We start from the raw sequence: 13389 nt of genomic DNA, 5'->3' as shown, positions 1-13389 counted from the left end.
TGGGCTGATGTGATCAACCGCGCTAACTTGGGTATGGAAGTAATGCACGAGCGCAATGCTCACAACTTCCCGCTTGATTTGGCTGCTAGTGAAGTCACCCCAGTAGCAATGGTTGCTCCTTCTATCAATGGTTAAGTTTTAGCTATCGATTGACAAAAAGCGCTCCTAGTAATAGGGGCGCTTTTTGTTTGGGGAAAATATTTTTTAGAGACCTGCTTCAATCCGTTAAATCCCTTAAATCCGTTACCCCCCTTACCTCCGTTGCCTTCCTTCTTGCTTTTTACTTATTTTTTATTCCTTTATTCTTTAATTTTTTATGATTACTATAGAATATAGCCACTAGGCCGATCGAGATACTGTGACATACTCCACGGGCGAAATCTTATATTATGGTCTAGGATTCCAATAGTCGGATTCAGAATATGTTGGGCTTGCTATAAAGTGTTCGCTAGCAGCAATGCAATTGTGTCAATTCCAGAATCTAACCATAGACAAATGTAGCTGATCGGGAGTCGCTCCTCACCGTCCCAAGCGCTCTATTTCTAAAGAGGATTTGTATTATGAAAGATGGACAAGAAGTACGCCGCGTCTCCACAGCCGTCATTGCCGGTGTTTGCGGGTTGGCTTTACTGACGGGAGGGGGCATTGCCTGGTGGACTGCGAACCGTTCGCCAACCCCCGCAGATACGCCGTCTTCTGCTCAAACTACCGCTCCGGCGCTGTCCCCAAGTCCAGCGGAATCTCCTGCTGTAGTTATCCCCGTACCCCCTCCAAATCCTGTACAAGTGCCACAGGTTCAGACGCCACAGGTTCAGACGCCGCAGGTTCAGACGCCTAACGCTCTGATCCCAAAATCGCCGCAGCCAAAGCCTTTGCCGCAGACTGATGTCCAGACAGTGCAAGTCTACTGGGTTAAAGATGCCAGCGGCAAATTTGAGGGAGTTCCTACGAAAGTAGCTGTCAAACAAGCTGACAAGCCTGATGCAGCTTTACAAGCTGCTTTTAACAGTTTGTTGGCTGGGCCGAAGGATGGAACTGTTTCTAGCGAAATTCCTAATGGGACAAAACTCAGGGGTTTGAGTGTCAAAAATGACGGAGTTTATGTCGATTTGTCGGCCGAATTTACTTCGGGGGGAGGGAGCAATTCGATGACTGGCCGGTTAGGGCAAGTTATCTATACGGCTACGAGTTTACAACCGAATACCAAGGTTTGGATTTCGGTGGAAGGCAAGCCTTTAGAACTTTTGGGTGGCGAAGGTTTGGAGGTGGCTCAGCCGAGTACACGCCAAAGTTTTGACAAAAATTTTCCCCTTTAGTAATTATGAGTCATTAGTTACAAGTGATTAGTCATCGGTCTGAAGGCCGAGAATAGGAATTGATAACTGATGACTCATGACTGAGGGTTGAGGATTGAGGACTGGCAACTAATTTTCAGTGCTTTGTAGTTAGGCTAAATGCCCGAAAGTGTAGGGCTTGCTGTTCGATCCGGCTGGCAAGCCGATCGCACACCATATTACACAGCTCAAAAATTAACTCGTCTTGCACCTTATAATAAGCTGAAGTCCCTTCACTCCGGCGAGTGAGGATACCAGCTTGGAGCATGAGTTTTAGGTGCTTAGAAACATTGGCTTGACTCGTTTGAGTAGCTTCCACCAATTCTTGCACGCATTTTTCGCCGTCGCGAAGCAAGTTCAAAATTCGTAAACGCATGGGTTCGCTCAAAATACTGAAATACTCAGCAACTTGTTGCACAACCTCTTGCGGGACAGGCTGGGATGACTTCATCAAACTCACCGGAGAGAAGTGATCGGGAAATATTAGCATTTATTCTGTCCATAACAATAAAGTAATCCTTCAATCCGGATTAATTCGCATCAACACTTGACCGTATTCGACAGGTTCGCCATTTTGAACTAAAATTTCCATCACTTGACCGGACACTTCATCAGCATCGATCTCGTTCATCAACTTCATCGCTTCGATAATACAGACTGTCTGGCCGACCTTGATGCGATCGCCCACATTGACAAAAGGTGGCTCGTCAGGAGCAGCAGCGCGATAAAAGGTTCCTACCATTGGCGAGATAATTGGCACCCATTTCGTATCGACAGAAGCAGGTACGGCAGTAGGTGCGGCGACAGGGGGGACGAGTACAGGGGCAGCCAGATCCGCTGCTAAATTTTGGTCAACAGCAGGAGGTGACGCTAAGGTGGGGCTAGCAACAGCGCCCAACAGGCTCGGAGCGACACTCGCCACAGCAGCAGGGAGCGCAGCAGAGGTGCCTGGTGAACTTGCCAGAATGCCTTTGCGTACTGTCAGTTCGATATCCCCACTTTTTAAGGTGAGTTCCGAAATGCCAGTTTTGTCTAATACAGTTAGCAGGTCACAAAGCTGGTTTAAGTCTAGTTGCACAGCAGATTCAAGGGTAATTGAGAATTGAAAATTGAAAATTGAAAATTCAGAATCAGGCGAAGCTAGGAGCATCAACGACTTTGGAGGAAAAAGGGATAGTTTTTAAGCTGTGAGCGATGAGTATTGAATTTGGAATTCTTTAACTCATAACTCAGAACTAAAAACTAAAAACTCCCTTTTATTCCCTCGTTTCTATTCTCGGCCGAGGTACTTGTCTTCACGAGTATCAATCCGAATCCGTTCTCCAATGGAAATAAATAGAGGCACCATAACCTGAGCTCCGGTGGAGACGATCGCGGGTTTGCTGCCACCGGTGGCAGTATCTCCTTTGACTCCGGGATCGGTTTGCAGCACTTCCAAGACAACAGAGTTGGGCAGTTCCACTTCCATGATTTGGTCGTTCCAGCGCAGGATGCTGACTTCCATCCCTTCACTGAGGTACTTGACTCGATCGCCTATTTGCTTAGCATTGAGGCGACTTTCCTCGTAAGTTTCCATATCCATAAAGACGAACTCGTCGCCCTCTTTATAGGTATGCTGCATCACACTCTTTTCCAGGTTGGCTTGAGGCATAGTCTCGCCCGCCCGGAAGGTTTGTTCTACTACGTTTCCGGTTTGGACGTTTTTTAATTTTGTCCGCACGAAAGCCGAGCCTTTTCCTGGCTTGACGTGGAGGAATTCGATAACCCGCCACACGCCGTTATTCCATTCAATTGAAACACCTGGTCGAAAGTCGTTACTGGAGATCATATAAATTTTTGCGGGCAATCCCGTCGCCTTGCCGGCACGGGGGAACTAAAGTCAGTCGATTTTAGATTTGAGATTTTAGATTTGAGATTTACTCCACAGATGAATTTGGGAGATTGAACCTTGGTCTAAAATTTTGATCTCTCCACGACAGGAGTCTGGGGATTGTATCCGTTTTTGAGCGGGTCAGGTTAAAGCCGCAGTCTAGCTGACGGCATCAAAAAGCAATTGGCATTTTATTTTACCGTTCAAAGGGAGCAAGTGCTTTACTGAAATGTTAGTGGCCGTGGGCAGTGGGCAGTGGGCTGTTGTCAGTTGACAATCAAGCATCCAGGATACCCGCCACGTGATTCATTCCGAAAGCAGACTCAGGACCCAGAAATAAAAAACCTGTATCCGATCAACAAGCCCCCGAATTTATCCGTGGGGTCAATCTAAAATCTAAAATCTAAAATCTAAAATCGATTGACTGTTGTTAGTTGGCAACTCCCTCCCCAGCCAAACCAACAGACACTTTAGATAGGTAGCAGCTTAGAGGGCGGGCAGCGCTGTGGGAAGATAAGAGAGGCAATAAAAGTTAAAGTTATGTTGCATTGGCCTAATTTCTCGATCGATACGTGCAAGCGCTGGGTCAAAACCGTCGCTTTAGCGCTCTTGCTGTTCACTCTCTCCCTGAGTTTCAGTGCAGTCTCCCATGCCAAACGGCCCAGCAGCAGTATGCCTGCGGGGAATGCGATTACGGACGGCCGGGCGCTGCTGCGCTTCGCTTTACCTATTGACAATCAGACTGTACGGGAGTTGCAAGTCAGTCTCGAAGACATTGGCAACCATATACGGTCTAAACGTTGGGGGCCTATTAGCAGCGATGTCAGTAAAGCTTCCAGAATTCTCAACCTTCGGGAATCTGACCTTTTAGAGAGTATTCCCGACGCCAAAAAGCCGGAAGCGGAGGCGCTAGTTGCAGGAGTCAAGGAGAAAGTTGCTCAACTGGAAAAGGCTGTTGAGGCTAAAGACAGGGACAAAGTGATTGACTTGAAAGCCACAATCTTAGGTTCGGTAGGCGAAATCGAAGAATTGATGGTGACAAAGTTTCCGTTTGAAGTGCCGGCCAAGTATGCTAATCTGCCTCAACTGAAAGGGCGCGCTACTGTGGCTGTACAAACTGAAAAAGGGGAAATTACTGTTGTGGTTGACGGCTACAGCGCCCCGGTTACGGCTGGTAATTTTGTGGATTTAGTTGATCGAGGTTTTTATGACGGTTTGCCGTTTATTCGATCGGAAGAATCCTACGTTTTGCAAACGGGAGACCCCGAAGGCAGGGAAGAGGGTTTTATTGACCCAACTACTGGCAAATACCGGAATATACCGCTAGAAGTGCTCGTCAGGGAGGAAAAAGAACCTATTTACGGGATTACTCTAGAAGATGCGGGGCGTTATCGCGACGAACCTGTTTTGCCTTTTTCTGCTTTCGGTACTGTGGCTATGGCCCGTACAGAAACTGACCCTGATAGCGCTTCTTCTCAGTTTTTCTTTTTCTTATTTGAACCTGAACTCACGCCCGCTGGCCTGAATCTGTTGGACGGCCGCTATGCTGTTTTTGGTTACATGATTGAAGGAAAAGAAGTTTTGGAGCAACTGAAGCAGGGAGACAAGATTGTTTCTGCTAAGGTAGTTAAAGGAATCGAAAATTTGGTGCGACCTCAAGTTTAATTAATGACGGCGATTGAAATCGCTTCTACACCAAAGTGACGGCGATTGAAATCGCTTTTACAGAAACAAAGCCCGCCTGCGCGGGCTGAAAAAATCAATAGTGACAGGCATTGAAATCTTTTCTAAATACAGATGACGGCGATTGAAATCAGTTTTACACAGACAAAGCCCGCCGGAATCAGGCTGGAAGAAGAGATAATTTTTATAGTTTCGTTATTGAAAATAGGAATTCAATCGAGAATATGGCTATTTTACAATTTTTATTGGTAATGGGTTTGGGCGGATTCGCCGGGTTGTTAATTGTAAAAAATGTGAATGAAAACAAGCAAAAGCAGCGGTTAGATGAGGCTTTTTATCAGTTGTTGGAAACTCAAAACAGTCAAATTTCGCTGATTCAACTGGCGGCTAATGCTAGGGTTGAGGCTGAAGTTGCTCAGCAGTATTTAACTCGGCAAGTTAAGATTTTTTCGGCGGTTTTAGAGGTAGATGATGAAGGAGATACTTTTTATAGGTTTCCTAGGTTGCGCTTACCACCGAGTTCGGGTAAGGAATGGTGAAGTGAGAAAGCGCGATCGACTAATTCAAATTTATGCAAGTTAAAGATATCGGTGAACAAGGCCTTTTAAGGATATTGCAAAAATTCTGCCCCGCAGAGATAGTGGGTGATGATTGCGCTGTCATGGCTACAAATCCCAACCAATCTCTGGCTATCACTACAGATATGTTGGTGGATGGAGTGCATTTTAGCGATCGCACTACGGGGCCTTATTACGCCGGATGGCGCGCCGCAGCGGCAAATTTGTCGGATCTGGCTGCGATGGGAGCAACACCTCTGGCGGTGACTGTAGCCCTCGCTGTGGCGGCGGATACGGCTGTGGAGTGGGTTGAAGAGTTTTATCGGGGAATGACGGCTTGCTTGCAAGAATATCATACGCCGATCGTCGGTGGGGATGTTGTGCGATCGCCGGTTGTGACTGTGGCGATTACGGCTTTTGGACAAGTTGAGTGCGATCGTACCATTAGTCGGTCAAATGCGCGATCGGGCTGGGCGATTGTCGCTACTGGGGTTCACGGAGCCTCCCGCGCGGGATTAGAATTGCTGTTAAATCCAGAATTCGGGCAAAATCTTACAGAAGCAGATCGAACTTTTTTAATTGTCGCTCACCAGCGCCCTAAACCGAGGCTGGATGTGTTGCCGGTTGTTTGGGAAATATTAGCTTCCGAAGGCGCGATGGAACCCCCCCTCAGTCCCCCCCTTAGCAAGGGGGGGAAGCAAGATTTCCATTCTCCCCCCCTTAGCAAGGGGGGGCCGGGGGGGACTCAATCCCCAATTGCAATCGCCGGAATGGACAGCAGCGACGGTTTAGCAGATGCGATTATTCAAATTTGTCGGGCTAGCGGTGTTGGCGGAAAAGTCGATCGTACAAAAATACCAATTCCCGATATTTTCAGCGAAATTGTATCAACCCAAAAAGCTTTAGATTGGGCATTATACGGCGGCGAAGACTTCGAGTTAGTGCTGTTTTTGCCAATAACCAGCGCTCAGTTATTGGTAGAAAAAATAGGAAACCGAGCCGCGATAGTGGGAATCGCTACGGATAGCACCGATATCTGGTTGACTGATAGCAGCGGTATTTATTCTGATGCTATATTAAAGCTTGATCGGGGATTCCAACACTTCTGAATTATCTCGCTTGTCCGCATAGGCTGACTTGGTTTGTGTAGACGCGGTTTCAACCGCCTGGTTTTTACCCCTTACAGATTTTGGGCCAGCGAACCGTTGATTCTGTTATTGTAGGCAGTAGCTAGATTATTTTGGGTTTGCGTCCATTTTTCACTACCAGGTTCGCGATTATTTAAAACCATTTGATAACCAGTAATGGCAATTTCAATATTATTCGCTCTATTCCCACTGGGAAAGTCACTAATATGAATACTCAAATTTTCAAGAAGACCGATAATTGAGCTAATTGTTTCTGAGTTTTCGCCGGCAATTAACTTCGGCGCCACTTGCTGTAAAGTCTCGGCAAAAGTAGCATTAAGGAGATGTTGTCGCCCTTCCAGCATAGGGTAAATTACTGCTATATCCCCGTTGCTATCTTGTTCGGCTTGCAATAATTCTAGGAAAAAATTTGCATACTCTTGGAAATTTTCACTGGCAGAGTTATTGCTATCTACGTCATCGTTCATATCTATGAGCGGCGCTAGGTAACTAGCTAGATGTCGGAGGAATTTAGCGCCATTTTCCCCTCCTTGTTCTGCCAAGGTTGATGCTACTAACTCGCACGTTTCCAGAAATCCGCGATCGAGTAATTCTGAGTTATCCTGTAATATTTGCGCTTCGTCTCCGTTGGGGGCATTCAGCAGGGTGTGAATTAATTGCAGATAGGCTTGGGCGCGGTTTTCGTCCATGGTGGGGAGTTGTGAATAACACCGGGATTTATTTTATCATGCTTGGGGTGGGTTTTCTGAGTTACTTCACTTGGGAATTTTAACCGCAGATGTCGGCGGATGTACGCTGATGGACGCAGATGAATTTCGTTTAGTCTGGGAGAGGTGGATGCGTCGAAACCGGGTTTTTATGGGAATACTTCGTTAGATTGGGATGAGATGGGAAAAGACCCGGTTTCTTGGGAATTGTAACCGCAGACTTTTCTTCCTGCTAACGCCTAGATAATGCTACCTTTGGCATTAATCTATCCACAATTTGCTCGATCGCAATTACTGTCCAATCGATATCAGCTTCTGTGGTTTCTCGTCCTAGAGTCAAGCGAATTCCACCCACTGCGCCGATTTCGTCATATCCCATTGCTAATAATATCGGACTGGGAGTTAGTTTGCCGCTGCTACAAGCAGAACCGGAACTAATGCCAATTCCTGCTAAATTTAGCTGCCGCACTAGAGTTTTGCCTGTGATTCGCCCTGTATCTCTCTGCTGGTAAGGGCGGGAGGAAGGGGAGATTATGCAAAAACTGACGTGGTGCGGCAGCCGACAATATCGATCGCCAGTTGGTACTAAACTGGGTATGTGGGATAATCGGTCAAAAAGTTGATCGCGCAATCCAATTAACCTCGGTGTTTCCACATCTATTTCCTGCAATGCTAACTCCGCCGCCACCCCAAAACCGACGATTGCCGGCAGCGCTTGTGTCCCGGAACGCATTTTCAATTCTTGGCCACCACCGCTTAACATTGGCACTAATTCAACTCCCGGACGCACGTAAAGCGCCCCGGAACCTTGTGGCCCGTAAAGTTTGTGACTCGAAAGAGAAAGCAAGTCTACGGGCAGTTTCTGTACGTCAACTTGCAGCTTGCCGGCAACTTGAACTGCGTCGGTATGAAACATGATATTGCGATCGCGCGCAATTTGTCCTAATGCCTCAATTGGTTGCAGCGTGCCAACTTCGCTTTGTCCGTAAATGATTGAAATTAACACTGTATTCGATCGCAGCGACTCTTGCAAATCCAAAGGGTGAATTCGCCCAAATTTATCCACCGGTAGGCGCGTCACTTCCCATCCCAAATGTTCGAGTTGTCGCGCCGGTTCTGCTACTGCGGAATGCTCTACGCTGGAGATAATAATATGCTGCGGCTTTGTATAAAGACGGGCAATTCCCATAATTGCCAAATTGTCCGCTTCAGTGCCACCACTCGTAAAAATTATCGATTCCGGTAGCGCGTTAATCAAGCTAGCAACCTGCATTCTTGCTAATTCTAAAGCTGTCGCAGCCCTTTGTCCCCACTCGTGCAAGCTGGAAGGATTTCCCCACTGCTGAGTGAGAGCTTTTTGCATGGCTTGAATCGCTTCTGGGCGTGTCGGCGTTGTAGCACTATAGTCGAGATAAATTTGCATGGCTTTAATTAAATGACGAACTAATAATGAATGATTGACTACCTAATGAATAAGGCACTTATCCTAAAGGCATAAATGATTATTGACTCATGACTCATGATTGTTAAATTATGACTGATCGCAACCGCCAATTGCCAACTAATAACGGCCAAGCCAACTCACAACTGTCAAATCCTAACTCCCAACAGTCAACTCTCAACTCCCAACCCTTCTCTCTTGCAAGCTGTCAACTGTCAACTGCCAACTGTCAACTGACTAATGACTTCCTGGTTTGCAGACGTTGTAGTCTTCGTGGGACAATACTTTTTGGGGAATTAAGAAAGTGCCGCAATCTTCACACAGCATTCTGTAGTTGCGAGTTACAGGAATACTGATTATTAAACGGTTGTGACGCAGGCGTTTGCCGCCGAAATCTCTGTAATTCTTATTGTCGCCCAAAGCTGCTATAATTGACCGGGCTTTAGTAACTACGTGGTCGGGCAGGCCTCTGAGATCGATGATATCTCTAGCAAATGATGCTTCCCTCTCTTGTTTTTTGGTTTGTTTTTCTGCCAGCACTTCAACGTAATGCTGCTGCGCCACCAACTCTTGCGTGCAGCGATGGCACGCTTTACCATATCCTTTGTGACCGCACGGAAAAATTGTTTTTCTTTTAGCCATAAAGCAGCGGTATAGGGTTTGACCCACGCCCCTGAATGCTGCTACCCTACCAGTGATGCTTCCGGCATCGAGGCAGTTCTACAAGACGTAAAATCTGTTCCCTTGCATAAATTTAATAAGTTGTAACTTTACTTGATCCAATAACTTTGAACTTTGGTTCGGCTAATAACCTCTATTTTGTTTAAAATTTTGTGACTGTATTTTATTATCATTTACTCGGTTTGTGTTGTGCTGGGCTGGTGGCGATCAATCTGGCGGGCTGCGGACAAACAAAGCAAGACGTGCAGAATTTACCTCTCAGTCTGGCTCCATTGCCTCAAGACCCCTTGTTGCAAGTATACTTCAATCAGTCGATCGCTTCGAGTTATACAGAGCCTTACCGCCAGCAAACTAGACCTGGAGATGATTTGGAAAAATTGGTCGCTGTGGCGATCGCCAGTGCTAGATCGACGGTAGATGTAGCGGTTCAGGAGTTTCGCTTGCCCAGTATTGCGAGGGTTTTGGCCGATCGACAGCGATCGGGAATTAAAGTGAGATTAATTGTTGAACATATGTATAGTCGCCCTTGGAGCGATTTTAGAGGTCAGGAGTTAGCGAAATTACCGGAAAGAGAGCGCGATCGTTATAGCGAATTTGTCCAACTTGCCGATCGCAATAAAGACGGTAAATTGACTGCCGATGAAATCAAGCAAAATGATGCTTTGGTAATTGTCAAGGATGCGGGTATTCCTGTAATTGATGACACTGCTGACGGCAGCAAAGGCAGCGGTTTGATGCACCACAAATTTGTGGTAATTGATGGCAAAACCGTAATCGTCACTTCTGCTAATTTTACCACAAGTGATATACATGGCGATTTCAAGACACCAGCAAGTCGCGGCAATGCGAACAATTTGGTGAGAATTGAAAATGTTCAAATAGCGCAACTATTTACTCAAGAATTTAACCTCATGTGGGGCGACGGGCCCGGAGGAAAACCGGACAGCAAGTTTGGCATCAAAAAGCCGTTTCGTCAAGTGCAAAAAGTAAGAGTAGGGAATTCGACAATTGCGGTGCAATTTTCGCCGACTTCCCAGACTTTGCCTTGGGAAAAAAGCGTTAACAGTTTGATAAATCGAACTTTGGGTAGTGCGAAAAAGTCGGTCGATTTGGCATTGTTTGTATTTTCGGCTCAGCGGTTGTCAAATACTTTGGAAATTGAAGCTAGCCGGGGAGTTGCGGTGCGAGCTTTAATTGACTCTAATTTTATTTATCGCTCTTACAGTGAAGGGTTGGATATGATGGGGGCGACTTTGATGCAAGATTGCGGGTTAGAAACTGACAATCGCCCTTGGAGAAAGCCACTGACTACTGTGGGAGTCCCGCTGTTACCAATGGGCGATCGCCTGCACCACAAATTCGGCGTTGTGGACGGCAAAACGGTGCTTACAGGTTCTCACAACTGGAGTGAGGCTGCAAATCACGGGAATGACGAGACGCTGCTGGCGATCGAGAGTCCCGTAGTTGCAGCCCATTTTGAGCGGGAGTTCGATCGGCTTTACAAAGGTGCAACCTTGGGAATTCCCGCCCGAATCAAACAGAGAATTGACGCTAAGAAAAAAGAGTGCGATTCACTACAAGCAGCATCAAAATCGGCGACAGCTAAACCTCAAATTGCTGCGGGAAAAAAGTTAGTTAATTTGAATGCCGCGACTCAGGAAGAATTAGAAACTTTGCCTGGGGTTGGCCCGAAGTTAGCCGAGAGAATTATTGCAGCGCGCAAACAGCAACCTTTCACCTCTTTGGACGACGTGGCGCGGGTTCAGGGCATTGGGGACAAGCTTTTAGAGAGATGGCGCGATCGAGTAACTTGGTAGTTAAGTTCGTACTCAGGACTTCATTCCTGACTCCACAAAGTTCGCACGCACTCAGGAGTTCAGTTTTCCCTTTCGCAACTCAGGATCAAAGACTCAAGTCCTCACTAGAAACCTATTGGATCTACTTTGACAACACATCAGCTCTCAAGTTAAAATAACTTCTAAACAAAATGCTATTTATTCAACTGAGAGGTAGAGAGAGATGGAACACGCCAGATTTGTTACGGGGAGGCCACAAATCAAATTTCTAGCTATTTTTCTGGGGGCAATTTTTTTGGCGCTAGCAGCTTTCACAGTTAGCGCCCAGCAGACTAGCGAAGCACAATTTAGGGTCAAAAACGAAAACGCTTTTAATATTAATTTAATTCAATTTAAGCGCACTGAATATGTAGGTCCGTGTGCCGGTACTGTCTTCTCCCCTGATTCGCAAAGCGCTCGATTTGTCTCCAGCAAGACTCCTCCCGGTCCTAACAGAAGGGTAATGATTAAAAATGTGACTGATGGCATGGAAACTAATCCCTATCCTTACACAGACCGAGGTTACAATAAAGGTGAGTTCTCCGAGGATTTTGGATTTAAGTTGGGTAACAGTCACAAAACAAGAACTTTTTCGGTTTTAGAGGGAGAAAATAAGTTTCTCTATGAAATTAAAGAAAATGACCAAGTTATAGAACAGGGTGCGCTTACGGCTGAAGTTTCTATACAAAACTTAGGTACTTTTCCCCGTCAGCAAATTTGTCAAGATCAGGTAGAATGTCGGGATACTTCTGATTGTCGCGATCGTAAAGGCAGAAAAAGAAGTTGCAGACAAGAGTGTTTTCCTGTTCAACAATGTCGCTGTCCTTAACTACTTTCTGTCCAAAAATTATTTTATTTAATTCAGGCCAGAAGACAAAGAGGAATAACAAACCAGAAACAAGATAAGTTATTACTCGTTACCAGGCAGAGCCTAGGAACCAGTTAAGAAAATTAATTGAGTTTTTGTGGAACAGGTCGGAGTGCCTGTTCCACGAGAAATCAAGTAATGGGGTGAAAGTAAAATGCGGCTCCTAACACGATGTATGTTGCTAAAAGCAACACTCCTTCGAGCCAATTCGATCGCCCGTCAAGACTAATTAGATTAGCAATTGTCACGGCAATGGCAACTGCAACTACTTCAAAAGGATTGAAGTTTAAATCCATCGGCTGATGAATTATTAATCCGATAATTACTAACACCGGCGCTACCAGCAAAGCAACTAGCAAACTCGAACCCATTGCGACAGAAACTGACAAATCCATATTGTTTTTCATGGCAACTCCCACCGCAGTTACATACTCGGCCGCGCCGCCAACAATCGGCAACAGAATTACCCCTGTAAACAGTGGCGTCAATCCCAATCCTTTGGTAGTTTCTTCGACAACACCCACGAAAATTTCTGATTCAAAAGCAACAGCAACAGTTGAGGCAACTAGCACTCCTATCCACAACCACAAATTCGGTTTGTGTACAGTAGATTCCTCTTTGGTATTTTGAGGATTTTCTGACTCTAGTTCTAGTAAGCTCACATCGTAAAGATAGCTGTGAGTTTTTAAGGAAAATAGCAGAGTTAGAGCGTAAACTGCAATTAGGACGATCGCAGTTATTAAGGAAAGATTCTGAATGGCTGCGGGTTCGACTCCATTGGATGTGTAAATTACCATTGTCGGCAGCAGGATGGCAATCACTGCTAGAGTCATTGTCGAACCGTTCACTCGCGCGATAATTGGCTTAAATTCTTGTTCTTTGTAGCGAATTCCTCCTAACAGCATGGAAAATCCCATGACTAAGAGCAAGTTGCTGATAATTGTACCGGTTATGCTGGCTTTCACAATGTCAATTAAGCCAGCTTTCAAGGCAACTATTGCAATAATTAATTCCGTAGCATTGCCGAAGACTGCATTTAATAAGCCGCCTATGGAGGGGCCTGTAACGATCGCCACTTCTTCTGTTGCTGTGCTCAACCAAATCGCCAGAGGTATAATGCCTAAAGCGGATGTGATGAAAACTGCGAGGGAGCCCCAGTGCAAATACTCAGCGGCGATGGAAATGGGGATGAAAATTAACAGCGCTATGGAAAGAATCTTTTTGATTGACATAGGAACTCGGATGGTGTATGCAAGGGTGAGGTC

Annotated in this window: 13 protein-coding genes and 1 pseudogene; 7 read left to right on the top strand and 7 right to left on the bottom strand. The window is 46.0% G+C overall.

Annotation, left to right across the window (positions count from 1 at the left end):
• Both QUA03_RS11390 and QUA03_RS11385 read left to right on the top strand, forming a co-directional pair.
• Positions 1-135: pseudogene (locus tag QUA03_RS11390) on the top strand (photosystem II q(b) protein); the annotation flags it as partial.
• 425 nt (positions 136-560) lie between these two features.
• A complete protein-coding gene (locus QUA03_RS11385) occupies positions 561-1316 on the top strand; it encodes a GerMN domain-containing protein (protein WP_333212115.1) in 756 nt (251 codons plus the stop codon).
• Between the two features lie 115 nt (positions 1317-1431).
• On the opposite strand, the gene QUA03_RS11380 is transcribed toward QUA03_RS11385, so the two are convergent.
• The 3 genes from QUA03_RS11380 to efp all read right to left on the bottom strand — a co-directional run bounded on the left by QUA03_RS11380 (position 1432) and on the right by efp (position 3162).
• On the bottom strand, positions 1432-1824 hold the full coding sequence (locus QUA03_RS11380) for an ArsR/SmtB family transcription factor (RefSeq protein WP_006631662.1): 393 nt from the start codon (positions 1822-1824) through the stop codon (positions 1432-1434).
• Between the two features lie 30 nt (positions 1825-1854).
• Positions 1855-2412, bottom strand: coding sequence for an acetyl-CoA carboxylase biotin carboxyl carrier protein (accB, locus tag QUA03_RS11375; protein ID WP_333212113.1), 558 nt, complete (start codon positions 2410-2412; stop codon positions 1855-1857).
• A 192-nt stretch (positions 2413-2604) separates the two neighbouring features.
• Positions 2605-3162: an elongation factor P gene (gene efp, locus QUA03_RS11370; RefSeq protein WP_333058573.1), complete on the bottom strand. Its 558-nt coding sequence runs from the start codon at positions 3160-3162 to the stop codon at positions 2605-2607.
• Between the two features lie 582 nt (positions 3163-3744).
• On the opposite strand from efp, the gene QUA03_RS11365 reads away from it, so the two are divergent.
• The 3 genes from QUA03_RS11365 to thiL all read left to right on the top strand — a co-directional run bounded on the left by QUA03_RS11365 (position 3745) and on the right by thiL (position 6553).
• Positions 3745-4869, top strand: a complete 1125-nt coding sequence (locus QUA03_RS11365; RefSeq protein ID WP_333212112.1) for a peptidylprolyl isomerase — start codon at positions 3745-3747, stop codon at positions 4867-4869.
• Positions 4870-5111: 242 nt separating this feature from the next.
• A complete protein-coding gene (locus QUA03_RS11360) occupies positions 5112-5426 on the top strand; it encodes a hypothetical protein (protein ID WP_333212110.1) in 315 nt (104 codons plus the stop codon).
• Between the two features lie 32 nt (positions 5427-5458).
• Positions 5459-6553 (top strand): thiamine-phosphate kinase, encoded by a 1095-nt coding sequence (gene thiL / locus QUA03_RS11355; RefSeq protein WP_333212108.1) that lies wholly within the window; start codon positions 5459-5461, stop codon positions 6551-6553.
• A gap of 71 nt (positions 6554-6624) precedes the next feature.
• On the opposite strand, the gene QUA03_RS11350 is transcribed toward thiL, so the two are convergent.
• The 3 genes from QUA03_RS11350 to QUA03_RS11340 all read right to left on the bottom strand — a co-directional run bounded on the left by QUA03_RS11350 (position 6625) and on the right by QUA03_RS11340 (position 9382).
• Positions 6625-7281 (bottom strand): hypothetical protein, encoded by a 657-nt coding sequence (locus tag QUA03_RS11350; RefSeq protein WP_333212106.1) that lies wholly within the window; start codon positions 7279-7281, stop codon positions 6625-6627.
• A 250-nt stretch (positions 7282-7531) separates the two neighbouring features.
• Positions 7532-8722: a cysteine desulfurase family protein gene (locus QUA03_RS11345; protein WP_333212104.1), complete on the bottom strand. Its 1191-nt coding sequence runs from the start codon at positions 8720-8722 to the stop codon at positions 7532-7534.
• Positions 8723-8977: 255 nt separating this feature from the next.
• Positions 8978-9382, bottom strand: coding sequence for a DUF7682 family zinc-binding protein (locus QUA03_RS11340; protein ID WP_333212102.1), 405 nt, complete (start codon positions 9380-9382; stop codon positions 8978-8980).
• 191 nt (positions 9383-9573) lie between these two features.
• Between QUA03_RS11340 and QUA03_RS11335 the strand changes: the two genes are divergently transcribed.
• Both QUA03_RS11335 and QUA03_RS11330 read left to right on the top strand, forming a co-directional pair.
• Positions 9574-11238: a DUF655 domain-containing protein gene (locus QUA03_RS11335; RefSeq protein WP_333212100.1), complete on the top strand. Its 1665-nt coding sequence runs from the start codon at positions 9574-9576 to the stop codon at positions 11236-11238.
• Between the two features lie 202 nt (positions 11239-11440).
• Positions 11441-12085 carry a hypothetical protein gene (locus tag QUA03_RS11330; RefSeq protein ID WP_333212098.1) on the top strand — a complete coding sequence of 215 codons (645 nt, stop codon included), beginning with the start codon at positions 11441-11443 and terminating at the stop codon, positions 12083-12085.
• Positions 12086-12255: 170 nt separating this feature from the next.
• Here the strand turns inward: QUA03_RS11330 and cax are convergent, their stop codons facing one another.
• Complete coding sequence (gene cax, locus QUA03_RS11325) at positions 12256-13356, bottom strand: calcium/proton exchanger (protein ID WP_333212121.1); 1101 nt, start codon at positions 13354-13356, stop codon at positions 12256-12258.
• Positions 13357-13389: the final 33 nt, after the last annotated feature.

The organism is Microcoleus sp. S36b_A4 (assembly GCF_036700645.1).
GTDB lineage: Bacteria > Cyanobacteriota > Cyanobacteriia > Cyanobacteriales > Microcoleaceae > Microcoleus.
The sequence above is the reverse complement of the archived record's forward strand: the minus strand, read 5'-3'. Positions and strand labels throughout refer to the sequence as shown.

Coding starts and splice junctions, on each gene's coding strand:
- QUA03_RS11385 (WP_333212115.1), top strand. CDS start 561: ATGAAAGATGGACAAGAAGTACGCCGCGTCTCCACAGCCGTCATTGCC.
- QUA03_RS11380 (WP_006631662.1), bottom strand. CDS start 1,824: ATGCTAATATTTCCCGATCACTTCTCTCCGGTGAGTTTGATGAAGTCA.
- efp (WP_333058573.1), bottom strand. CDS start 3,162: ATGATCTCCAGTAACGACTTTCGACCAGGTGTTTCAATTGAATGGAAT.
- QUA03_RS11365 (WP_333212112.1), top strand. CDS start 3,745: ATGTTGCATTGGCCTAATTTCTCGATCGATACGTGCAAGCGCTGGGTC.
- QUA03_RS11360 (WP_333212110.1), top strand. CDS start 5,112: ATGGCTATTTTACAATTTTTATTGGTAATGGGTTTGGGCGGATTCGCC.
- thiL (WP_333212108.1), top strand. CDS start 5,459: ATGCAAGTTAAAGATATCGGTGAACAAGGCCTTTTAAGGATATTGCAA.
- QUA03_RS11350 (WP_333212106.1), bottom strand. CDS start 7,281: ATGGACGAAAACCGCGCCCAAGCCTATCTGCAATTAATTCACACCCTG.
- QUA03_RS11345 (WP_333212104.1), bottom strand. CDS start 8,722: ATGCAAATTTATCTCGACTATAGTGCTACAACGCCGACACGCCCAGAA.
- QUA03_RS11340 (WP_333212102.1), bottom strand. CDS start 9,382: ATGGCTAAAAGAAAAACAATTTTTCCGTGCGGTCACAAAGGATATGGT.
- QUA03_RS11330 (WP_333212098.1), top strand. CDS start 11,441: ATGGAACACGCCAGATTTGTTACGGGGAGGCCACAAATCAAATTTCTA.
- cax (WP_333212121.1), bottom strand. CDS start 13,356: ATGTCAATCAAAAAGATTCTTTCCATAGCGCTGTTAATTTTCATCCCC.